General features: G+C 41.0%; 17 protein-coding genes. 10 read left to right on the forward strand and 7 right to left on the reverse strand.

Going from position 1 to position 22,941, the window contains the following annotated elements; all coding sequences use genetic code 11:
• The first annotated feature begins 182 nt into the window (after nt 1–182).
• From tig to B554_RS0110885, 4 genes are all read left to right on the forward strand, one after another.
• Nucleotides 183–1,517, forward strand: coding sequence for a trigger factor (gene tig / locus B554_RS0110870; protein ID WP_004698800.1), 1,335 nt, complete (start codon nt 183–185; stop codon nt 1,515–1,517).
• A gap of 193 nt (nt 1,518–1,710) precedes the next feature.
• On the forward strand, nt 1,711–2,316 hold the full coding sequence (clpP, locus tag B554_RS0110875; RefSeq protein ID WP_000289452.1) for an ATP-dependent Clp endopeptidase proteolytic subunit ClpP: 606 nt from the start codon (nt 1,711–1,713) through the stop codon (nt 2,314–2,316).
• 101 nt (nt 2,317–2,417) lie between these two features.
• On the forward strand, nt 2,418–3,731 hold the full coding sequence (gene clpX, locus B554_RS0110880; RefSeq protein ID WP_002053318.1) for an ATP-dependent Clp protease ATP-binding subunit ClpX: 1,314 nt from the start codon (nt 2,418–2,420) through the stop codon (nt 3,729–3,731).
• A gap of 147 nt (nt 3,732–3,878) precedes the next feature.
• Nucleotides 3,879–4,595, forward strand: coding sequence for a DUF2846 domain-containing protein (locus tag B554_RS0110885; protein ID WP_019458065.1), 717 nt, complete (start codon nt 3,879–3,881; stop codon nt 4,593–4,595).
• A 24-nt stretch (nt 4,596–4,619) separates the two neighbouring features.
• On the opposite strand, the gene B554_RS0110890 is transcribed toward B554_RS0110885, so the two are convergent.
• The 4 genes from B554_RS0110890 to B554_RS0110905 all read right to left on the reverse strand — a co-directional run bounded on the left by B554_RS0110890 (nt 4,620) and on the right by B554_RS0110905 (nt 10,459).
• Entirely contained in the window at nt 4,620–5,174 is a 555-nt protein-coding gene (locus B554_RS0110890; protein ID WP_004698794.1) for a DUF2059 domain-containing protein, read from the reverse strand.
• 141 nt (nt 5,175–5,315) lie between these two features.
• Nucleotides 5,316–6,842 carry a fumarate hydratase gene (locus B554_RS0110895; RefSeq protein ID WP_004883333.1) on the reverse strand — a complete coding sequence of 509 codons (1,527 nt, stop codon included), beginning with the start codon at nt 6,840–6,842 and terminating at the stop codon, nt 5,316–5,318.
• A 226-nt stretch (nt 6,843–7,068) separates the two neighbouring features.
• Nucleotides 7,069–9,213 (reverse strand): phosphate acetyltransferase, encoded by a 2,145-nt coding sequence (pta, locus tag B554_RS0110900; protein ID WP_019458066.1) that lies wholly within the window; start codon nt 9,211–9,213, stop codon nt 7,069–7,071.
• 43 nt (nt 9,214–9,256) lie between these two features.
• Nucleotides 9,257–10,459, reverse strand: a complete 1,203-nt coding sequence (locus B554_RS0110905) for an acetate/propionate family kinase (protein ID WP_019458067.1) — start codon at nt 10,457–10,459, stop codon at nt 9,257–9,259.
• Nucleotides 10,460–11,221: 762 nt separating this feature from the next.
• Here B554_RS0110905 and edd point away from each other — a divergent pair.
• From edd to B554_RS0110935, 5 genes are all read left to right on the forward strand, one after another.
• The gene (edd, locus tag B554_RS0110915; protein WP_019458069.1) at nt 11,222–13,075 is read left to right on the forward strand and encodes a phosphogluconate dehydratase; all 1,854 of its coding nucleotides are present in this window, start codon (nt 11,222–11,224) and stop codon (nt 13,073–13,075) included.
• Between the two features lie 20 nt (nt 13,076–13,095).
• Complete coding sequence (gene eda, locus B554_RS0110920) at nt 13,096–13,725, forward strand: bifunctional 4-hydroxy-2-oxoglutarate aldolase/2-dehydro-3-deoxy-phosphogluconate aldolase (protein ID WP_019458070.1); 630 nt, start codon at nt 13,096–13,098, stop codon at nt 13,723–13,725.
• 185 nt (nt 13,726–13,910) lie between these two features.
• Entirely contained in the window at nt 13,911–15,269 is a 1,359-nt protein-coding gene (locus tag B554_RS0110925) for a gluconate:H+ symporter (RefSeq protein WP_019458071.1), read from the forward strand.
• Nucleotides 15,270–15,286: 17 nt separating this feature from the next.
• On the forward strand, nt 15,287–15,799 hold the full coding sequence (locus B554_RS0110930; RefSeq protein WP_019458072.1) for a gluconokinase: 513 nt from the start codon (nt 15,287–15,289) through the stop codon (nt 15,797–15,799).
• 145 nt (nt 15,800–15,944) lie between these two features.
• Nucleotides 15,945–17,573: an NADP-dependent glyceraldehyde-3-phosphate dehydrogenase gene (locus tag B554_RS0110935; protein WP_019458073.1), complete on the forward strand. Its 1,629-nt coding sequence runs from the start codon at nt 15,945–15,947 to the stop codon at nt 17,571–17,573.
• Nucleotides 17,574–17,678: 105 nt separating this feature from the next.
• Here B554_RS0110935 and B554_RS0110940 read toward each other — a convergent pair whose 3' ends face one another.
• Nucleotides 17,679–18,944: a glutamate-5-semialdehyde dehydrogenase gene (locus B554_RS0110940; RefSeq protein WP_006580437.1), complete on the reverse strand. Its 1,266-nt coding sequence runs from the start codon at nt 18,942–18,944 to the stop codon at nt 17,679–17,681.
• 299 nt (nt 18,945–19,243) lie between these two features.
• Between B554_RS0110940 and B554_RS0110945 the strand changes: the two genes are divergently transcribed.
• Entirely contained in the window at nt 19,244–20,557 is a 1,314-nt protein-coding gene (locus B554_RS0110945) for an alpha/beta fold hydrolase (RefSeq protein WP_019458074.1), read from the forward strand.
• A 53-nt stretch (nt 20,558–20,610) separates the two neighbouring features.
• Here B554_RS0110945 and B554_RS0110950 read toward each other — a convergent pair whose 3' ends face one another.
• Together B554_RS0110950 and nagZ are read right to left on the reverse strand one after the other, a co-directional pair.
• Nucleotides 20,611–21,453: a class I SAM-dependent methyltransferase gene (locus B554_RS0110950; RefSeq protein WP_019458075.1), complete on the reverse strand. Its 843-nt coding sequence runs from the start codon at nt 21,451–21,453 to the stop codon at nt 20,611–20,613.
• 367 nt (nt 21,454–21,820) lie between these two features.
• Nucleotides 21,821–22,840: a beta-N-acetylhexosaminidase gene (gene nagZ / locus B554_RS0110955; RefSeq protein ID WP_019458076.1), complete on the reverse strand. Its 1,020-nt coding sequence runs from the start codon at nt 22,838–22,840 to the stop codon at nt 21,821–21,823.
• Between the last annotated feature and the right edge of the window lie 101 nt (nt 22,841–22,941).

The following is a 22,941-nucleotide window of genomic DNA, read 5'->3' on the forward strand; positions in this document are numbered from 1 at the left end:
ACTTTGGCTTAAGATTGAGTTAAAAAAAATTAAAAAATCATAAAATTATTGTGAAATTTACTGAAAAAACGGCCTTCAATTTACTGATCTGATCGGTTAATTTTGTATATCTTGAAAGTTGTCATATAATACAGCACTTTTTTAAAAACTGTTCCTACTAACTAATTTTTATCGAGGAAGCCATGCAAGTAACGACTGAAGCGGTTTCGGGCGTTGCCCGTCGTTTAAATGTTTCTGTACCGACGAGCCGTGTTAACGAGCAATTTGAAGCTCGTTTGAAGCGCACTGCCAAAACTGTGAAGATCAACGGCTTCCGTCCAGGCAAAGTACCTGCAAACGTTGTTCGTCGCGAATACGGTGCAAGTATTTATCAAGAAGTTGTGAATGACATCATTCGTGACAGCGTATTTGAAGCGATTCAACAAGAAAAAATCAATGCGGTAGGTATGCCGAACATTGAGAAAGTTGAACATAAAGAAGATGCTTTAGTTTTTGAAGCAACTGTAGAAGTTTATCCTGAAGTTGAAGTAAAAGCATTTGACGGTTTAGAAGTTGAACGTAAAACAGCTGAAATTAAAGACGCTGACGTTGACACTATGATCGAAAACTTGCAAAAACAACGTCAAACTTGGGCTGTGACCAAGGGTATGGCGAAAAAAGACATGCAAGTGACTTTTGACTTCGAAGGTTCTATCGACGGTGAAAAGTTCGAAGGCGGTTCTGCTGAAGACTTTAAACTTGTGTTAGGTTCAGGTCGTATGATTCCTGGCTTCGAAGACGGCATCGTTGGCATGAAAGCTGGTGAAGAGAAAGTAATTGATGTAACTTTCCCTGAAGATTACCAAGCTGAGAACTTAGCTGGTAAAGCAGCTCAATTCAAAATCACTGTGAAGCAAGTTGAAAAACCTAAACTTCCAGAGATTGATGCTGAATTCTTGAAAATCTTCGGTGTTACTGAAGAAGAAGGCGTTGAAAAATTAAAAGCTGACGTTCGTAAAAACATGGAACGTGAAGTTCGCAATGGTTTACGTAACCAAGTTAAACAAGCTGCATTTGATGCTCTTGTTGCTGCTAACGAAGTTGAAGTCCCAACTGCAATGGTTGCTCAAGAAATTGACCGTCAACGTCAACAAATGGTTCAACAGTTCACTCAACAATTTGGCGGTGCTGGCGCTCAATCTTTCGACAAGAGCATGCTTCCTGACGAATTGTTCAAAGAGCAAGCAGAGCGTTCAGTTAAGCTTGGTATCTTAGTAAGCAAAGTATTAGCTGATGCTAAACTTGAAGTTGACCAATCACGTGTTGATGCTTACATCGACGACATGGCTTCTTCTTATGAAGATCCAACTGAAGTGATCGAATACTTCAAAAATGATGCTCAACAACGTCAACAAATTGAAGCTGTTGTGTTAGAAGATCAAGTTGTTGATCACATCTTAGCTGCAGCTAAAGTGTCTGACAAAGCAGTATCTTACGAAGATTTATTGAAAGAACAACAAGCTCGCCGTATGGGCTAATCTTTTGAGAAATCTGGAAAAGGCGCTATAGGCGCCTTTTTCATTTTTTGGTATGTGGTTAATTTGAGTACGCCATGCAGTACTTAGGTATAAATAATATAATATTTCAGTGCGAACCTTTTGCAATTTGAGAAATTATCCCGCATATTGTTGCCATAGGTTAAGTCACAAAAAATTTAGGAATAAATAACGTATGTATGTTCCAACAATTGAAAATGCTTTAGTTCCTGTTGTGGTTGAACAATCTTCTCGCGGCGAACGTTCTTTTGATATTTATTCACGACTTTTACGTGAGCGCGTCATTTTTCTAACTGGTGAAGTTGAAGACAACATGGCAAATTTGATTGTTGCTCAAATGTTGTTCTTAGAAGCTGAAAACCCAGATAAAGATATTCATCTTTATATTAACTCGCCAGGTGGTTCGGTAACTGCTGGTATGGCGATTTATGACACGATGCAATTTATCAAACCTGATGTAGTAACATACTGTATGGGGCAGGCTGCATCTATGGGCGCATTCTTATTAAATGCTGGTGCTAAAGGTAAACGCTATTGCCTTGAAAATGCACGTGTAATGATTCACCAACCATTAGGTGGGTTCCGTGGTCAGGCATCAGACATTGAAATTCACGCTCGTGAAATTCTATTTATTAAAGAACGCTTGAATCGTTTGATGGCAGAACACAGTGGTCAAGACTATGACACGATTGCCCGTGATACTGATCGTGATAACTTTATGACTGCACAAGCAGCAAAAGAATATGGCTTAGTCGATCAGGTATTAAGTAAGCGTCCATAAGGGGAGTTTTTAAGTGGCTTGAGTTGTTGGAAAACGCCTCCATATAGTCATTTAGCTCTATTGCTTGCCCTCATATTTAAGATTCTATTTGTGGAGAGAATATGTCCGAACATCCTCAAGGACAAAAACATTGTTCATTTTGCGGTAAAACGCAGTCTGAAGTCGGGAAACTGATTGCGGGCGAGGACGCATATATTTGTAATGAGTGTGTAGATGTCTGCTTAGACCTTGTACAAACCAGCCAACAGGTTGAAGCAGGTGACTGGGCGAGCAAGGCATTGCCAAAACCGCATGAAATACGTGCTGCGCTTGATCAATATGTGATTGGTCAGGATCTTGCCAAAAAGACATTATCTGTTGCCGTTTATAACCATTATAAACGTTTGAAAGTCGGGCAATCTGGTCATGTGTCTAAAGATGTGGAAATTGCTAAAAGTAACATTCTACTGATTGGACCTACTGGTTCAGGTAAAACATTACTTGCTCAAACATTGGCTCGTTTATTAGATGTTCCATTTGCGATGGCAGATGCGACCACTTTAACCGAAGCGGGCTATGTCGGCGAAGACGTTGAAAATATTGTACAAAAGCTTTTGCAAAAAGCAGATTACGATGTAGAAAAAGCTCAAAAGGGCATTATCTATATCGATGAAATCGACAAGATTACACGTAAATCTGAAAATCCGTCGATTACGCGTGACGTTTCTGGTGAAGGTGTACAACAAGCATTGCTTAAGATGATTGAAGGTACTGTAGCTTCAATTCCGCCACAAGGTGGACGTAAACATCCGCAGCAAGAGTTCATTCAAATTGATACCTCAAATATCTTATTTATTTGTGGTGGCGCATTTGCTGGACTGGAAAAAATTGTACAACAGCGCCAAGAAAAAGGCGGAATTGGCTTTACAGCTGACGTGAAGAAAAAAGATGAAAGCAAGAAAATTGCTGAATTGTTCCGTCAAGTTGAGCCAACTGACTTAGTGAAATTTGGTTTAATTCCAGAGTTTATTGGCCGTTTACCAGTTATTGCGACGCTTGAAGAGCTTGATGAAGAAGCATTAATGCAAATTTTGACAGAACCAAAAAATGCATTAACTCGCCAGTATCAATACTTGTTCAACATGGAAAATGTTGACCTTGTATTTGAAGATTCAGCTTTACGTGCAGTTGCTAAGCGAGCGCTTGAGCGTAATACTGGAGCTCGTGGTCTACGTTCGATTTTGGAAAATGTTTTACTTGAAACAATGTATGACTTACCAAGCCGTACAGATGTAGGAACAGTTTTCATTAATGAAGCAGTGATTAATGGTGAAGCTGAACCTGTTTACAAGCCAGAACGTCAGCCTAAAGAAACAGCAACTCATGAAAGTGTTGCTAAGGCAGATTTAAAAGTAATTGATTCGAAGTCTGCTTAGATTTCATTCATCTAAAAAGCATGAATCGCGCGAGTGATTCATGCTTTTTTTGTTTTCAATTCATGTAGGTGGTGTTAATCTAAAAAAACAAAATGCGCATAGTTTTGCGATATAGAAAAATCAAAAGAAAACGCTTTGAGGGATGTCATGCGTTATTTAATTATTGCATTAAGTTGTACCGCATTACTTGCGGGTTGCCAGAGTTCATCACACTTGGCAAAGAATCCAGCTGAGCTGACTGCGACTTTACCTAAAGTTGATGTTGATAAAGCACCTGGTGTATTTGATCAATACCATGTGGGTGGTTTTAGCATGGGGGGATGGGTCAACCAAAAACTAGGTCAGACATTTGTACAGATTAAACCGCAAAATGAACATGCAGCAGTAGTCTATCTCTATCGGCCAGATACCAAATGGAACCGTCAGGAAATTGCAGCAATTAATTTATTTGTAAATGGCAAACGAATTCCAAGCTTATTGCATAACCATTATTACTGGATTGAACTGCCAGCAGGAAGTTATCGTATTTCTGCAAGTCGGCCTTTATTAGGTATTCATTTTCAAGAGCCAAAATATATTGATATTACGGTCGATGCAGGAACATCTTATTATTTAAAATACGATGAAGAAAACAAAATGGACCGCGGTGAACACACTGGCCCATTTATGTTAATGCAAGACAACATTGGACGTAGAGAGATTGCTTTTACGGAGCTTAAATCTTCTAGCTACAATTTTGTTGCTGAAGATGCTTCAGGAAAGATTCGACATAAACCGCAAGAGCTAAAACCAGCCAAATATGATGAAAAATCAGATGTCCATCTGATTAAACCATTTAAGTTGTGGAACCCTTTAACGTGGTAATGGCCTACAAAGGATAAAGAAAAGTTAAGACTTTTCTTTATCTTTCATGAGTGGTGCAATAATTTTAAGCATCTCTTCTTGCATATGATCACGTGCTTTAGGGTCATTAAAGGTTTGTTGTCCCAACTCCATCATGTATTCTGAAATTTGCCCCATAATCTGTACGTTTTTACGCGTAATTGATTGACCTTCTGGGGTTTTTAAAAATTTCAGATTTGCCTGAATTTCTTCTTCAGTATATGTCTTTAAATAAATATCTTGTAAGGCTTGCGTGGTTTTTGGGCTACTAATGAGCTGGTTACTCGAATCTTTTAAAAGTAAGCCTAACTTTTTGGCGGCCTCTTTTTCTTTCGGACCTAAAGTTTTGATGCCCGTAATATTAGTGATGATCTGTTCAGCTTGTTGATCATAATAAGGCGTTAATTCATTAATTGATTCTTTCAGTAAATAATCAATTTGGCTCATTTGCATGAGTTCTTTTACTGAGCTTAATTTCGCAGGAGAGGCAAACAAGCTTGTTGTAATACAGCTTAGGCACAGGCTGATTGAGAGATTTTTAAGAATAGGGCGGATAGTCATGAAATGACCTATATGCAATATATGGCGGGTGGGTGTATTTATTAATAACATAGATTAGCGAACTAATTGTTACAATTCTTTTCAATTTCCAAAAAAAATTATAAGGCATAAAAAAAGCACCGAATTCGGTGCTTTTCTTGATTAGCCTGCTGCGGCATCGATTACTGGAATTTTTCCAATTTTCGCTTGCCAGATTTTTGGGGCCACTGCGTGAATTGATGTACCGTTTACATCAACCGCTACAGATACAGGCATATCTTCAACTACAAATTTGTAGATTGCTTCCATACCTAAGTCAGCGAAGGCAACAACTTCAGCTTCACGAACAGCTTTAGATACGAGGTAAGCCGCACCACCAACTGCCATAAGGTAAGTTGCTTTGTTGTCTTTGATCGCTTCAATTGCTGTAGGACCACGGTCAGCTTTACCAATCATACCGAATAGACCAGTATGCTCGAGTACTTTACGTGTGAATTTGTCCATACGTGTTGCAGTTGTAGGACCAGCAGGACCAACAACTTCATCACCCACAGGATCAACTGGGCCAACGTAGTAAATGAATTTACCTTTAAGGTCAACTGGTAATTCTTCACCATTGTCGATCATTTCAACCATACGTTTGTGTGCCGCATCACGACCTGTGTACATTGTACCGCTAAGAAGTAATGTGTCGCCCGGTTTCCAAGAATCCATTTCTTCTTGAGTAATGGTATCAAGGTTTACACGTTTAGACTGTGAAGAGTCCCAAGTGACTGAAGGGTAGTCTTCAAGTTTTGGTGCTTGAATATGAGCTACGCCTGTACCATCAAGCTGGAAGTGAGCATGACGAGTCGCAGCACAGTTAGGAATCATACCAACTGGTTTGCCCGCAGCATGACATGGGTAATCTTTGATTTTAATATCAAGAACAGTGGTTAAACCGCCAAGACCTTGAGCACCAATACCAAGAGCATTTACTTTTTCAAAGATTTCGATACGAAGTTCTTCGATTTTGTTCTCTGGTCCACGGCGAAGTAATTCGTCCATGTTGATTTCTTCCATGAGTGCTTCTTTCGCAAGCATCATGGCTTTTTCAGCAGTACCACCAATACCGATACCGAGCATACCAGGAGGACACCAGCCTGCACCCATAGTCGGAACAGTTTTAAGTACCCAGTCAACAATCGAGTCAGATGGGTTAAGCATCGCAAGTTTAGATTTGTTTTCTGAACCGCCACCTTTAGCAGCAACAGTAATATCTACTTTGTTACCCGGTACGAGTTTGTAGTGAATAACAGCAGGGGTGTTGTCTTTTGTATTTTTACGACCAAATGCAGGGTCAGCAAGTACAGATGCACGAAGAACGTTGCTGTTTTCAAGGTAACCTTGGCGAACACCTTCGTTTACCGCATCGTCTAAGCTCATTGTTAAATCGAATTTAACATCTAAGCCCACTTCAAGGAAAACGTTAACAATACCAGTATCTTGGCAAATTGGACGATGACCTTCCGCACACATGCGAGAGTTAATTAAAATCTGTGCAATTGCATCCTTTGCAGCTTTGTTTTCTTCGCGATCATAAGCACGGCTCATCGCTTGGATAAAGTCTTGCGGGTGATAGTACGAAATAAACTGTAGGGCGTCCTTGATTGATGTAATCAAGTCATCTTGTTTGATAATCGTTGTCATACCAGAAAATCTCTTGAGCGGGCTGTTAGCTAGCGGGCTAAATTATATGACAAAAACACAATCTTGTGGGGGATTGGTTGATCTTTTGACCGAAAGTCGAATAAGACCAATACTAAGTGATTTAAAACTAAGAATAACCAACAGCTAAGGCAGTTATTTGAGAATAAAAAAAGCCATTTGAGCGGACATCAAATGGCGAGAGGTAGAAAAGATTAAATGATATTAATTATTTGGCAGCAGCTTGTTGTTCAGCCTGAATTGCTGTTAAGGCAATAGTAAAGACAATGTCATCTACTAAAGCACCACGAGACAAGTCATTGACTGGCTTGTTTAGGCCTTGCAGCATTGGTCCAACGCTGACTACATTTGCTGCACGTTGTACTGCTTTATAGGTCGTATTACCTGTATTTAAGTCTGGGAAAATAAATACATTGGCACGACCAGCTACGCGTGAGTCTGGTGCCTTTTGGCGTCCTACACTTTCAACAGAAGCTGCATCGTATTGGAGTGGGCCATCAATCAGTAAATCAGGGCGGCGTTGCTGTGCAATTTGAGTTGCTTGCTGTACTTTCTCAACATCAGCACCAGTGCCAGACGTACCAGTCGAATAGCTGATCATGGCAATACGTGGGTCAATTCCAAACGCTTTTGCAGAGTCAGCAGACTGAATCGCAATTTCAGCAAGCTGGTCGGCTGTAGGGTCTGGGTTAATTGCACAATCACCGTAAACATAAACTTCATCTGGTAAAAGCATAAAGAATATGGATGAAACCAGTGAGTAAGAAGGTGCGGTTTTAATGAGCTGGAAAGCAGGGCGTACGGTGTTCGCGGTTGTGTGAACTGCACCAGAAACCAAACCATCTACATGATCTAGCGCCAGCATCATGGTGCCAAGAACTACGGTGTCTTGTAATTGATCTTTGGCTTGTAACTCATTGAGTTTGCCTTTGCGGAGTTCAACCATTGGTGAAACATATTGGTTGCGAATGCTGTCTGGATCAATAATTTCCAAGTCAGCTGGTAGTTCAATACCACGTGCTTTTGCAACGTCTTGAACTGCATCTGGTTTTGCTAGCAAAATACAATGTGCAATACCACGAGCCTGACAAATAGCCGCTGCTTCAATGGTACGTGGCTCATCGCCTTCTGGAAGCACAATTCGTTTTTTAGCTGCAATTGATTTTTGCACTAACTCATGACGGAATGCAGAAGGAGAAAGGCGTGGAGTTGCACCGTTATTACTGTGCTGTTTAAGCCATTCGACATCGATATGACTTGAAACAAAACGAGTCACTTGCTCGGCACGTTCAGTATCATCGATTGGAATTTCATTACCAAAATCAGATAAGCGCTGTGCCGTTTCCAGTGTGTTTAAACGGGTGTGTAAAATTGGTAAGCCTTGTTTGATAGCGCTTTGGCAAAACTCTAAAAGCTCAGGGGCAGGTGCTTCACGTTCGGTCAGTACCAAGCCTGCCAATGGAATACCGTTACTGGTTGCCAAGCTACCTGCAAGTAAAACGTCGGTACGTTCAGACGCACTAATAATCAGTTCGCCAGCAATGAATTTATTCAATTCATATTCAATGCTTGAGGCAATTAAACTTGAGTGCAAAATACGACGCGTTTTTGCTTCGCCTTGATGGACCCATTGACCATCAATCACGTTCGCGATGTCTAAAGTTCTAGGTACGCTTAGTGTATTACTAAATGGAACTAAACCAATAATTGGTAAATCGTTCGATCCAAAGTAGCGATTGTATTTTTGCAGTTCTGTCGTAAATTTTGCGATGTCTTCAGTTGGACGCAGCGATGGGTCGAATGCAACAGGAATCTGAGCTGTTTCTTCAGGTAAGCCGCGTGTACGCATGAAGAGTACACCTGCTGTTCGGTTAGAAGTTGCACCACCAAATTGCCGTAAGTGAGCTTCAACTTTCTCGGCTGTTTTACGTGGGTTTTGAATGTCAGCAGTGCTCACTAAAACTACTTCTGCATCAAGAGCTTGGGCAAGACTAGCATTAAGCTCACTGGCAAAATGGTCTTGCCCATTTGGCAATAAGCCTTCAACAATAATCACATTATTGTCGGCTGCGATACTGCGATGAAGACTTACTGCTTCTTCAAGTAGCTCATCAACTTCACCTGACGCAATGTGTTGGGTTAACTTTTCATGAGAAATCGATTGAACAGTTTTACCTTGAAATAAATGACCAAATAAAGATGTAGTTCGGTCTAAAGTTTCTTGATCTACCTGAGAAAACGGTTTTAAAAAGCCTGCTTTAATCCCATTACAATCAAGTGCATAAATCATACCTAAGCAGGCAGAGGTTAAACCAACCCCTTCACCTGTAGGAATTAATAAAATTGTATTCATATTAACCTATAAATAAATGAATAACGTTCTTTGACTTCTGTAATTAAGCAAGGCTAACTTCAGGAGATGTATTTTGTGAAACGTCTACAACCTGACGAGTTTCTTTGGCAATACGGCCTTCTTCATCGGTTGGAATCACCCAGATTTGTGGTCCTGTACCGCTATCAATACGGCCTTCTGTACCACGTTTTAAATTGTTGTTCTGGTCTTTATCGAGCTGTAAACCAAAGTGAGGTAAATAAGCTAAAGTCTTTTCACGAATGTAAGCTGAGTTTTCACCAATACCACCTGTGAAGATCAGGCCATCAATACTTGGCAAACCACAGCTTAATGCTGCAAGTGATTTTGCAAGGCGGTAGCTAAATACTTCAATTGCAAGACGCGCATCTTCGTTGCCATTTTCAGAGGCTTCAATCACTGTACGCATATCGTTAGAGAGTTGTGATAAGCCAAGTAAGCCACTTTCGTTATTTAAAACTTTATCGATTTTTGCTAAGTCCCAACCAAGATTTTTTGCAAGGAAACTGTGTAAGCTTGGGTCGACATCACCACTACGGGTACCCATTACAACACCTTCAAGCGGAGTAAGACCCATAGAGGTATCAACACTTTGTCCGTTCCATACTGCACAAGTTGAGCTACCATTGCCTAAGTGTGCTGTTAACCAGCCACCTTTTTGGAAATTCCCAGCCAGTTCACTGCCTCGGTCTGACACATACGCATGGCTTGTCCCGTGGAAGCCATAGCGGCGAACGTTATGGTCTGTATATAAGAATTTAGGAATTGCATAACGGTATGCATGCGCAGGCATGGTTTGGTGGAATGCAGTGTCGAATACGGCAACTTGAGGTAATTCAGGAAATAGGCGCATCGTTGCTTCAATCCCGATTAAGTGGGCTGGGTTATGAAGCGGTGCAAGAGGGGTGGCTGCACGAATACGTTCTATAATTTCAGGAGTAAGTAATTCAGCTTTGGTGAGGCTTCCACCATGTACGACACGGTGACCGATTGCTTGAGGTTTATAGTTTGCAAGACGTGCAAGTAAAGTTTCTAAAGCTTTGGCGTGATCAGCATAAGGAATTGAAAGCTCTAGTGGTTCTCCACCGACTGTAATTCCTTTAATACGAGCATCAGCCGCCCCTAAGTTTTCTGCTAAACCATAAATACGATCTTCACGACGGTCTGAAACCAGCGCGTATTTAATAGATGAAGAACCGCAATTAATAACTAATACTGATGTAGCCACGTTGAAATACCCAAGTCCTGATTTAAAAATAGTTTTCCTAACTTCCTGATCAAAAGGCATTAATTGCAACATGCATTTAGAGCAGGTTGTGATGTTTTAACATGTGTTGTTTTTCTGTCCAAGATAGACTTTAGCCCATTAGACTTAAGCACTATCGACCATCAAATTTTTTATAACTAATATTCGTTGAGTATAAAGCTTAACCACTGTATTTATTGTTTTTTTGTAGAAGAATTAAACAGTTTTTTGTATATATTTATGAAAAGTCAATTTTGAATCAATGTAATTTTCAACTATTTGGTATAAATTTTTTAAGAAAAAATAAATGTTGTTATTTTAATCAAACTAGAGGGGAGTATTACAAATAATATACGTAATTGAAATTAAGTTTTAATAGTTTATACATAGGATAAAAAGGATAAATTATAAACATTTTTAATATCTAACTAAGTATAAAAAAGTCAGTGCTCACCCATTTATAATAGATATTTTATTGCTTTGATATTATGAGAAATTTCTCATAGTTATTAATGTTTAATTTACCCGTAAATATAGTCAAAAATAAAATCATTTTCTTGTTTAAAACTTAAACATTATTTGTCTTTAATGCTAAGGCCTAGAGTATTGCTCGGAGTTATAAGGACTTGCATGTCGCTTTTTGCCTTAATAATATTGTTCCTCCCCCTTATCAAATGATGATGAAATATATCATTTGGTCTATTTTGTTTTTCCGGCTTATCCGGTTGTACAGGAGCGTCCAGCATGGACTTGCCGAACCCAATATTGGCAAAAGTTACCGAGCGTGTAATCGCGCGTAGCCAAAAAACTCGTTCTGCATATTTACAACGCATTGAACATGCCCAAGGTAAATTTCCTGCTCGTGGAGCACTCTCATGTGCCAATCTTGCGCATGGTTTTGCCAGCATGGAAGATAATGAAAAATTAATTATTAAAGTTGGCCGTGAACCAAATATTGGCATTGTGTCTTCATATAATGAAATGCTTTCAGCACATGCCCCTTATAAAACCTTCCCAGACATTATAAAAACAGCTGCCCGTGAAAATGGTGGTGTTGCTCAGTTTGCAGGTGGTGTCCCAGCAATGTGTGATGGCATTACTCAAGGTAATGCCGGTATGGAATTGTCATTGTTTTCACGTGAAACAATTGCGATGAGTACAGCAATTGCACTTTCTCATAATATGTTCGATGCCGCATTGTGTCTCGGCGTATGCGATAAAATTGTGCCGGGCTTACTGATTGGTGCCTTACAGTTTGGTTATTTACCGACTATTTTTGTACCTGCGGGTCCAATGAGTAGCGGTTTATCGAATGATGATAAAGCCAAAATTCGTCAACAATTTGCGACTGGTCAAGTGGGCCGTGATGCCTTACTTGAAGCTGAATCGGCTGCCTATCATGGTCAGGGCACATGTACCTTCTATGGTACTGCCAACAGTAATCAAATGTTGATGGAAGTCATGGGATTACATTTGCCAAGCGCTGCATTTGTACACCCTCACACGCCATTACGTGATGCTCTCACTGCCGAAGCGGCTAAACGTGTGCTTGACTTAACTGCTGAGCGAGGCAACTACACACCAATTGGTCATGTGATTGATGAAAAAGCCATTATCAATGGCATTGTGGCTTTACTCGCGACGGGTGGTTCAACCAATCACACATTGCATCTGATTGCGATTGCACGTGCGGCTGGCATCTTAATTGACTGGGATGACTTTGATGAGTTGTCTGCTGTTGTTCCATTGCTCGCAAAAATCTATCCAAATGGTAAGGCCGATGTAAACCATTTCCAAGCTGCGGGTGGGGTGGCATTCCTTATTCGTAACTTACTTGAGGCTGGTTTACTCCATAACGATGTAACGACTGTTGCTGGTAAAGGTTTACAGCACTACACCAAAGAGCCGAAGTTGATTGACGGTAAGCTCACTTGGGTGGATGGTGTGGTTCAAAGTCTTGATGACAAAGTGCTCCGTAGTATTGATGCTCCGTTTCAACCAGATGGTGGTTTGCGTTTAATGCAAGGTCGCCTTGGCCGTGGGGTTATCAAGATTTCTGCTGTTGCGCCAGAGCATCGTAAAGTTAAAGCGCCAGCAATCGTGTTTGACTCTCAAGAAGCAGTACAAGCAGCGTTTGATCGTGGTGAGTTACACCGTGACTTTATTGCGGTGGTTCGTTTCCAAGGTGCTCGCGCGAATGGTATGCCTGAGTTACATCGTTTAACGCCTGTGTTGGGTGTTTTACAAGACCAAGGTTTCCACGTTGCTTTAGTCACGGATGGCCGTATGTCGGGTGCTTCAGGCAAAGTGCCGGCAGTTATTCATTTATCTCCAGAAGCGTTATTGAATGGTCCAATTGCTAAAGTTCAAACCGGAGATATGTTGATGATTGATGCTGAGGCTGGTGTACTCGATATTGAGTTAGATGAGCAAACTTGGCAGTCACGCCCTGTTGCACAGCCAGAACATCAGGCAGAAAACGAAGTTGGCTTTGGCCGAGAATTATTTGGTGTATTCCGTGCAGCAGCAGCACCTGCTGAGCACGGTGCATCTGTGTTTGGTGCGCTTGTTGGCGAAGAGCCACAAACGCATATTTGAGACAAAGGAATTACATAGTAATGAGCAAGATTGAAGATGTTGTCAAATTAGGCCCAGTAATTCCTGTGTTGGCTTTTGACTCTGCCGAACAAGGTGAACATGTCTCACGTGCATTGCATGCGGGTGGTGTAAAAGTACTTGAAATTACTTTGCGTACTGCCGCAGGTCTTGCTGCGATTGAGCGTGCAAGCCAGTTGGCAGATGACATTGTGGTGGGTGTGGGAACAATTACCAAACCAGAACATTGTGCCCAAGCCAAAAAAGCAGGTGCTAAATTCGGGGTATCTCCTGGTTTAACGAAAGATTTGCATTTGGCTGCACAAGATGCTGGCTTACCTCTATTGCCGGGTGTGATGACACCAAGTGACCTGATTCAAGCGATTGAGTTAGGTTATGAGATTGTGAAGTTCTTTCCAGCTCAACAAGCAGGTGGAGTAGAGATGCTAAAAGCATTCTATGGCCCATTTCCAAACTTGCGTTTTTGCCCAACAGGTGGAATTACAGCACAGTCAGCGCCAGATTTCTTAAAGCAACCTAACGTAGTTTGTGTAGGTGGTTCATGGTTAACGCCTAAAGCTGCTGTTGCTGCACAAGACTGGGCTGAAATTACGCGTTTAGCTCAAATTGCGAGTCAGTTGAGAGCATTGTAAATGTAGTCAATATTTATAAAAAATGAAGTGCATTCTATGCGCTTTAAAGGCTGTGTTGATGTGGCCAGTTTGTGCTGGTCACACCTAAATATAAAAAATTAATGTCTTAACAGTAGGAATTACTGTGGTTGAAGACCTTTATTTGGGCAGTATGCCTAAATAATTACTCCAAGGAGAAATGTCACATGGAGACCGTTCAGGGTGGCATGTTGCTTATTTATACTGTAATCGCGATTATTGCATTGGTTGTCATGATCGCGAAGTTCAGAATTTATCCATTTCTGGTTCTTATTATTGTTTCACTCGGTTTGGCCCTTGCTGTTGGCATGCCAATGGGTGATATCGTTAAATCATATGAAGCTGGTACCGGTAAAACTTTGGGTCACCTTGCGATTGTAATCGCACTAGGAACGATGCTCGGCAAGATGATGGCCGAGTCGGGCGGCGCAGAGCGAATAGCCATTACTTTAATTAAATGGTTTGGTGAGAAAAATATTCACTGGGCCATGATGTTTATTGCCCTTATTGTTGGTCTTCCCGTATTTTTCGAAGTCGGTTTTGTTCTACTCATTCCAATTGCATTTAATATTGCGAAACGGACAGGCAAGTCCTTACTGGTTGTTGGTTTGCCGATGGTGGCTGGTTTGTCGGTTGTGCATGGTTTAATTCCGCCACATCCAGCAGCTTTGCTGGCGGTGCAGGCATATCATGCCGATATTGGTAAAACGATTGCCTACAGTTTAATCGTGGGTGTTCCAACAGCTATTGTAGCTGGGCCTTTGTATGCACTCTGGATTAATAAATACGTCAAATTGCCTGAAAATAACCCGTTAGCAAAGCAGTTCGTTGAAGCAGATACGAATAGGACACGTGAGCTACCAAGCTTTGGGATTACCTTATTTACGATTATGTTGCCTGTTGTACTCATGTTAATCGGAAGTTGGGCTGATCTATTCTTTGCGCCAAAGACTTTCGCAAATGATGTACTACGTTTCATTGGTACTTCTGATATCGCATTGCTTATTGCCGTACTGGTCAGCTTTATTACCTTTGGTACGATGCAGGGCTTTAATCGTGAACAAATTGAAAAATTCTGTGGTGGCTGTTTAGCTTCTATTGCTGGGATTATGTTGATTGTAGGTGCTGGTGGTGGATTTGGTGGCATTTTGCGTGACACTGGTATTTCTGATGAGATTGTATCTACAGCCTTAAAGGCAAATTTGTCGCCGTTATTATTGGGCTGGTTTGTCGCAGCATTGATTCGTTTGGCTACAGGATCTGCAACGGTTGCTATGGCTACCGCTTGTAGTATTGTTGCTCCAATTGCAGCTACGGCTGGCGTTGCTGTTAGACCAGAACTTTTAGTTCTTGCGACGGGTTCGGGTTCATTAGTGTTCTCACATGTAAATGACGCAGGATTTTGGCTAATCAAAGAATATTTTGGTATGACAGTAGGGCAGACACTCAAAACTTGGTCGGTATTAGAAACGATCATTTCGGTGTTGGGTTTATCTTTCACGCTACTGCTTAGCACTATTTTATAATTAAAGGTGAGTAATCCATGATTGTGATTGCAATGGGTGTCTGTGGAACAGGTAAAACCCTAATCGGTGAGTTGTTATCAGAGCGTTTGGCTTGTGAGTTCCTCGATGGCGATACGCTTCATTCGGCTGCAAATAAAAGCAAAATGAGCCAAGGTATTCCTTTAACTGACGAAGACCGTTTGCCGTGGTTACAAGCTATTCGTAAGGCAATTGAAGAAAAACAACAAGCAGGTGAAACGGCTGTATTTACTTGTTCTTCACTAAAACGAGTCTATCGCGATATTCTACGTGGTCATGACCAGAACATTAAGTTTGTATACTTAAAAGGTTCTTATGAGTTGTTGCAGCAACGACTTGCTGAGCGATCGGGTCATTTCTTTGATCCTTCATTGTTACAAACTCAGCTAGATACATTAGAAGAACCTGATGTGAATGAAGCAATTGCTATTGATATTGCGCTCACACCTGAACAAATCGTTATGCAAGTCATGCAGAAACTGGAGGTAACTGACAGCGTGTGTCGCGGTTAACCTCGGTTAGAAACCCACATTTTAATGGCTCTATAGCCTGAGGCCCAAGCAAGGTGAATACCGGTAACGGTACTGGTATTCACACAAACTAGACCTGTTCATAACGGGCTAGGTTTACATTTATAAATAATTGGAGATAAGAATAATGAGCCATTCAAATAATTTACAACATAAATTTCCCTCAGTAGATAGTATTCCTGACAGCGTACGTCTGCCATCTCAGATTCATCAGCGTATCTCGTTAGTGGATGGTGAATTGAAGTTATGGGCTGGTTCAACCAAGAAGACATTCTCTCCAATCTGGATTCAGCAGCCTGACGATAGCTTGCAACAAGTTGAGCTTGGTAGTTATCCAGTCATGGGTGAGAAAGAAAGTGACGAAGCTTTAGAAGCGGCAGTACGCGCCTACAATAATGGTCGTGGTGAATGGCCAATGATGAAAGTTGGTGAGCGCATCGCTTGTATGCAAAATTTCATTCAGCGTATGGTGGAACAGAGAGACCTCATTGTTAAACTAATCATGTGGGAAATTGGTAAGAGCTTGGCGGACTCCGAGAAAGAGTTCGACCGTACTGTGACCTATATGCGTCAAACCATAGATGCCCTGAAAGATTTGGATAATGCCAACTCCCGCTTTGTGATTGCTGAAGGTACCATTGGTCAAATCCGTCGTACCCCACTGGGTGTGGTGTTATGTATGGGACCATATAACTACCCATTGAATGAAACCTTTGCTACCTTGATTCCAGCCATGTTGATGGGCAACACGATTATCTTCAAACCACCTCAATTTGGTACTTTATTGTTTGAACCGTTGTTGGAAGCATTCCGTGATTCATTTCCGAAAGGCGTGATCAATACCATTTATGCACCAGGTTCATTGGTAGTACCACATCTTTTGGCATCTGGAAAAATTAATGTATTGGCATTGATTGGTTCTAGTAAAGTGGCCGATCATTTGAAAAAACAACATCCAAAATCTCACCGTCTGCGTGCGATTCTAGGATTAGATGCAAAGAACGCAGCCATTATTTTGCCAGATGCTGACTTAGACCTGACAGTGAAAGAATGTCTACTGGGTGCATTGTCATTCAATGGTCAGCGTTGTACTGCTTTGAAAATGCTGATGGTACACCGCTCAATAGCCGATGAATTTGTTAATCGTTTAACGACTGAGCTGGCTAAACTGAAAGTAGGTATGCCGTGGGAAAAAGGTGTATCTATTACGCCGTTACCGGGTATGCACCGTACCGCCTACATGACTGAAGTGATTGAAGATGCTGTGGCAAAAGGGGCTAAAGTGGTTAATCCGGAAGGTGGTGAATTCTGCAAAACCATGTTCTATCCAGCTGTCGTTTATCCAGTGACTGAGGGGATGAGACTATATCGCGAAGAACAGTTTGGGCCAGTGGTACCAGTTGCTGTTTATGATGATATTGAAACAGTATTGGACTATGTCACTACTTCTGATCATGGTCAGCAGGTGAGTATCTTTGGTAGTGACCCAGCGCAAATTGGTCATTTGGTCGATACACTGGTACATCAAGTTTGTCGTGTAAATATCAACTGTCAATGTCAGCGTGGTCCTGATGTATTCCCATTTGGTGGTCGTAAAGATTCTGCAGAAGGTACACTGTCTGTGCATGATGCGCTTCGTGCATTCTCGATCCGCTCTATGATTGCGGCTAAACAGACTGATGACAGTAAAGGTATGCTGGCTTCTATGGTGTCTGAGCACTATTCGAAATTTGTGAATACTGACTTTATTTTCTAATTAATATACGATTAAAAAAACCAGCCTACGGGCTGGCTTTTTTATGGGAAATAACAAAATAAAAACGCCTGATATGGATCAGGCATTTTTATTTAAATAAGGGATTTATTGACGAATTTGACCGTCACCTAACACAATCCATTTTTGAGAAGTTAAACCTTCTAAGCCAACAGGGCCGCGTGCATGGATTTTATCAGTTGAGATACCAATCTCAGCACCTAAACCATATTCAAAGCCATCAGCAAAACGAGTTGAGGCATTAACTACGACAGAGCTTGAATCTACGCGAGCCAAGAACTGACGAGCTAAAGTATAGTTTTCAGTCACAATTGCATCGGTATGATGCGAACCATATTTATTGATATGGTCAATTGCTTCATTAATCCCGCTAACCACTTTAACTGCAAGAATTGGTCCTAAATATTCGGTATACCAGTCTTCTTCTGTTGCAGGTTTGACAGTCGTACCCAAAATACGACGTGTTTCTGGACAGCCGCGTAACTCAACTTGTTTTTCAGCATAAAGTTCAGCAATGCGTGGTAAGAAAACATCTGCAATTTTTTCATCAACAAGCAGTGTTTCCATCGCATTACAAACACCGTAACGATGAGTTTTGGCATTTAAAGTAATCGGTAATGCTTTTTGCAAGTCTGCTTGTGCTTCTACAAACACGTGGCAGTTACCATCAAGATGCTTAATCACAGGAATACGGGCTTCGTTGGTCACACGCTCAATTAAGCTTTTACCACCGCGTGGAACAATGACATCTACATACTCAGCCATGGTAATGAGGTGACCAACTGCCGCACGGTCAGAAGTTTCAATCACTTGTACTGAATGCTCAGGTAAACCAGCAACTTTTAAACCATGTTTAACTGCTTCTGCGATTGCTTTGTTTGACTCAAGTGCTTCTGAACCACCACGTAAAATAATGGCATTGCCCGATTTAATCGCTAACGAGGCAGCTTCAAGTGTTACGTTTGGGCGTGATTCATAAATCATACCTACTACACCCAAAGGCACACGCATTTTCCCAATTTGAATGCCTGTGGGGCGATATGCAAGATCCGTAATTTCCCCAATTGGATCGACGAGAGCGATCACATCTTTTAAACCTTGCAACATCCCCTTAAAACGTGCGGGCGTAAGTTCAAGACGATCAAGTAAGGCACTGTCAAGTTGGTTACTACGGCCTTTTTCCATGTCGAGTTGATTCGCCGCCAAAATCGCTGCCTGATTATTTTCTAAAGCAGTGTAAATAGCAGAGAGTGCATGATTTTTAAGCGAAGTCGAAGCACTTGTTAAAACACGTGAAGCCTCACGTGCTTGTTGCCCGACTTTTTGCATATATTGTTCAATTGAATCTTGCATAGCAGTTTTTAATCATTTACCAATGACTACGATAGTAGCAGTCAAATGCGGAACAATGAATGGCTTTTTTTGAAAAATGTGACCGCTATAAAAAAACATTTAAATATTTTGCAAACTATTCGCGGCTTAAACAAGATGAGCGGTCATTTCAGCGATTGCGTATATTTCAGACAATTGTTTAGAATGGACTTGTGCAATACAAACTAATACAAATTTTAAAGATTTGTGCATAAAAGATTACATGTTCAAGAAGGAACTCTTGCAGCATAAAAAAATTACAGCAAGGAGGAAGCAAGGATATGAATTCCATTATTCAAATGGATTCGGAGATAAACCAAGCTTATGCCGGTTTTGGGTTTTTCGATATCTACCATAGAGATAGTTTTAAACAGCCAGCTCGTACCACATGGATTGACGGTTGGAAAATTGAATACATGGCGATTGCAGACCCAAAAACCATTCACAAAACACCGATTGTGATTGTTGGTGGTGCTTTTCAAAATTTTAACTCTTATAAATATTGTGTTGAGCAACTGTTTGAAAGTGGCCCGGTCATTTTAATCGACTTGCCATCTATGGGCGCAAATCAACAAATTACCAATCGGGATACTGGAATTTCTGCTGGAACATTAGAATTACCTGATTTATCAGAAATGTTAGGTCGCTGGTTAGACATTGTTGGAATTCAAAAAGTTTCTGTAATGGGCATGTCGTTGGGTTCAGTCGTTGCTTCTTGTTTTGCTTATCACCGTCCAGATTTAATGGACCGTATGATTTTGATGGGGGTTATGCAAAAAACGCGTAAAAGCTGGCGAATGATTTTGGAAGAATCACTCAAACTCATGCAAGAAAACCGCATGGAAGAGTTCGGGCAAGCGGTCATTTTATATTTGGTCAATCATGCCAAGTTAGATAAAACACGCATGTCTCCGACAGCTAAAAAACTTTTTTTTAGGCAAATGGCTGAGTTCACGGGTACTGAGCGCGAACGTTATGACATTAACTGTAATCGTCTTCTACGGTTAACAAATGTGCCAATTCCAGAGTGTAAAACACTGGTTGCAGCGGGGCAGTATGACAGTTTTACTCTGCCTCATGAAAATGCGAACTTTGCTTTGCAATGTCCTGATATGGAGTTTGCACTCATTGCGAATGCTGATCATGTACCACAGCTCCAGCGTCGTAAAGAAACCATGAGTTTGTTTACTTCATTCTTAAAAGGTGAATCTATCCAAAATCTGGATGGCATTATTCCAATGACGCGCGAACAAATGCAAAGCATGGAGCGTCGAGGTGAAGAGCGGATTTCAGTCCTCCAACCTAAAACCAAATTGAGCCACCGTGAATGTAAAACGGAAGTGCCAGTAACGATTGCAGATGTCACTTTCTTTGGAATGTACTTAAAGTTAGATGATGTAACACAGCTCGACTTTATAAATGAACACCCACGGGATCTGGCTCTGCATCTAGAAGATGAAGAAGGCCCTTTCTCGATTGAATGTTTAATCTTTGAAGCTACTGAACAAGGAATACGTGCTTTATTTAAACATGGCAGTTTTGAGCTTGCTGATCGTTTAAGTCGTTTTATTGCTCGTCAAAAGCTAGCCGCATAAATTTTAATTTTTCATAAAATGGAAGTCTCAAAAATTATGAGACTTCCATTTTTTTATTTTAATTGAGCATGAATAGTCCAGACTAAATCACCTAAATGCTCTTCATTGCTCTCTTTAGAAATTTCCCCAAAGAATATTTGTGGTTGCTCAATACTCACCTGACTAAATCCTGCATCTTCAAAAAAGCCTTTCACTTCAAGTGGTGTTTTAAAATGAAAACTAAATGAGCTGCGAGACATGAGTTTAAGTAATTTACTACTGTTCCAGATAATGCTGGCAAGTTTATTTTTAACAGGTTCAGGGTAAAGGTCGGTTAAGTAATGGAACTTTTTAAAAGAAGTCCCATAGTGAGCAATTGACTGGATCAGTTGTTTTAATAAGTGTTTATCAAAATAATTAATCAAACCCTCACTAATCACAACCAGTGGACGGTTAGGATTAAACACTTCAAATGCTTGAGCAAAGGCTTCGGTAAATAAATCAACTGATAAAATCTCAGGTGCATTTTTTTCAATTTGTTGTAATGCATTTTGTTTGGTTTGTGCCATATCGGGTAAATCAAGCTCCCGATAGGTAATCGAAGGATAATGCTGCCTAAACCACCAGCCGCGTGGTGATAAACCACAAGCAATTTCAAGCACCTGTAAATCAGGGTTTTCTTGAATTAACTTCTCTAAATCATGATCGAGCATGGTATGGCGTTGTTTGAGCGTAGTGCGCATGCTGCCGCCCACATATTTTTCTGCCCATGATTCTAATGGGTGAACTAAATATGCCAACGATTTGCCTTTGCTGGTAGCAAGTGCTTCGTGTGAGATCCCCATTTGATACCAGATATAACCCGTATAGTGGGCTGTAAAAGAGATGTGGCGGTGTTTTGAAAGGTGTTGTGTCATTCGTCCTGAACTCGGTTTATTGTTTTTGTGTGATCTTCATTATTAATAACAATGAAGAGGTTCTAATGCATTGATGGTGAATGAACCGGCATGACGGAGTCCTGTCAATTAGGTTGGCATTCTGGGATGAGCTTTCAGTTGGAGTTACTTTTCTTTCGGGAAAAGTAACCAAAACCTGAGGTACGAATAGCAAAGATTAATTATCTTTGCCGTACCGTAAAACGAAAGCTATGCTTGAGTAAATGCTACGCACTTCGTTTGTCTTGCGCAATGCGAAAGCGCTAACGCTTTTGCATTGCTCAGGTTGCAGATGACACTTTCACGTATCCATATTATGGATTAGTGCTTAGTTAATTCCTCATTAAATTTAGAATGAATTTTTAAACTCTTCAATGGCTGTTTTGACAGCTTGCCAGTGTTCGCCAAGCGACAAGGTTTCACCAATCTGAATTTGTGGAATTTGACCGCGCATGCATTCAAGGCGTTCTTGGTTTGGTAGCTCTAAGTGAGCAATACCTTCAAGAGCTGTACATGCGGCACTACGGTCATTACACACCAGCCCCATATCACAGCCAGCTGCGAGAGCTGCTTGAATACGCGCATCTGCACCACCAGCGACGCAAGCAGCTTGCATGCTTAAGTCATCAGAGAAAAGTACGCCATCAAATTTCAAACGGTTGCGTAGAACTTCTTGAATCCAGAAAGGTGAGAAACCTGCCGGATTTGGGTCAACTTGATCATAAATCACATGTGCAGGCATGAGTGCGTCTAGCTCAGGCATAAGCTTAATGAAGCTTTGCATGTCATGGTTATAAATTTCATCATAGCTACGGCTGTCGATAGCAGCTGCGACATGTGAGTCGGCTTTGACCGAACCGTGACCTGGAAAGTGTTTGCCGGTATTTGCCATTCCAGCTTTTTTCATACCGCGCATAAATGCGCCAGCAAGCGGAGCGATATCTTCAATATTTTTAGAGAATCCACGGTCACCAATCACATCGCTAATAGCATTAAGGTCTAAAACTGGTGCAAAACTAAAATCGATCCCCACAGCTAAGACTTCAGTTGCCATTAACCAGCCACATTGTTCAGCCAGTTCAAGAGCCTTTTGGGGTTGAGTAATATAGAGTTCGCCAAAGCGACCCATTGCTGGCAATAGAGTAAAGCCAGATTTTAAACGTTGAACTCGACCACCTTCTTGGTCGACAGCAATTAAAATATCTGGGCGAACTTGGCGCATATGGTCGGTTAAAGCACGGACTTGTTGTGGTGATTCAATATTTCGTGCAAATAAAATCATGCCACCGACTTGCGGAGCTTGTAATAGTTCAATATCTTCTTTAGTAAGTTCTGTGCCGGCAATGTCCAGCATCAACGCGCCAATCATATTGGTTCCATTTGAATTTTGATTGAAAAACAATAAGCGAATTTTGCAATGATTTGCTACATTTTGTCAGTACAGAATATGATAAAACTACACGGTATAAA

This window comes from Acinetobacter sp. GG2 (assembly GCF_000292385.1).
GTDB lineage: Bacteria > Pseudomonadota > Gammaproteobacteria > Pseudomonadales > Moraxellaceae > Acinetobacter > Acinetobacter seifertii.

What these genes read in the sequence shown, in the direction of transcription:
- tig (WP_004698800.1), top strand. Translation starts at nt 183, where the DNA reads ATGCAAGTAACGACTGAAGCGGTTTCGGGCGTTGCCCGTCGTTTAAAT.
- clpP (WP_000289452.1), top strand. Translation starts at nt 1,711, where the DNA reads ATGTATGTTCCAACAATTGAAAATGCTTTAGTTCCTGTTGTGGTTGAA.
- clpX (WP_002053318.1), top strand. Translation starts at nt 2,418, where the DNA reads ATGTCCGAACATCCTCAAGGACAAAAACATTGTTCATTTTGCGGTAAA.
- B554_RS0110885 (WP_019458065.1), top strand. Translation starts at nt 3,879, where the DNA reads ATGCGTTATTTAATTATTGCATTAAGTTGTACCGCATTACTTGCGGGT.
- B554_RS0110890 (WP_004698794.1), bottom strand. Translation starts at nt 5,174, where the DNA reads ATGACTATCCGCCCTATTCTTAAAAATCTCTCAATCAGCCTGTGCCTA.
- B554_RS0110895 (WP_004883333.1), bottom strand. Translation starts at nt 6,842, where the DNA reads ATGACAACGATTATCAAACAAGATGACTTGATTACATCAATCAAGGAC.
- pta (WP_019458066.1), bottom strand. Translation starts at nt 9,213, where the DNA reads ATGAATACAATTTTATTAATTCCTACAGGTGAAGGGGTTGGTTTAACC.
- edd (WP_019458069.1), top strand. Translation starts at nt 11,222, where the DNA reads ATGGACTTGCCGAACCCAATATTGGCAAAAGTTACCGAGCGTGTAATC.
- eda (WP_019458070.1), top strand. Translation starts at nt 13,096, where the DNA reads ATGAGCAAGATTGAAGATGTTGTCAAATTAGGCCCAGTAATTCCTGTG.
- B554_RS0110925 (WP_019458071.1), top strand. Translation starts at nt 13,911, where the DNA reads ATGGAGACCGTTCAGGGTGGCATGTTGCTTATTTATACTGTAATCGCG.
- B554_RS0110930 (WP_019458072.1), top strand. Translation starts at nt 15,287, where the DNA reads ATGATTGTGATTGCAATGGGTGTCTGTGGAACAGGTAAAACCCTAATC.
- B554_RS0110935 (WP_019458073.1), top strand. Translation starts at nt 15,945, where the DNA reads ATGAGCCATTCAAATAATTTACAACATAAATTTCCCTCAGTAGATAGT.
- B554_RS0110940 (WP_006580437.1), bottom strand. Translation starts at nt 18,944, where the DNA reads ATGCAAGATTCAATTGAACAATATATGCAAAAAGTCGGGCAACAAGCA.
- B554_RS0110945 (WP_019458074.1), top strand. Translation starts at nt 19,244, where the DNA reads ATGAATTCCATTATTCAAATGGATTCGGAGATAAACCAAGCTTATGCC.
- B554_RS0110950 (WP_019458075.1), bottom strand. Translation starts at nt 21,453, where the DNA reads ATGACACAACACCTTTCAAAACACCGCCACATCTCTTTTACAGCCCAC.
- nagZ (WP_019458076.1), bottom strand. Translation starts at nt 22,840, where the DNA reads ATGATTGGCGCGTTGATGCTGGACATTGCCGGCACAGAACTTACTAAA.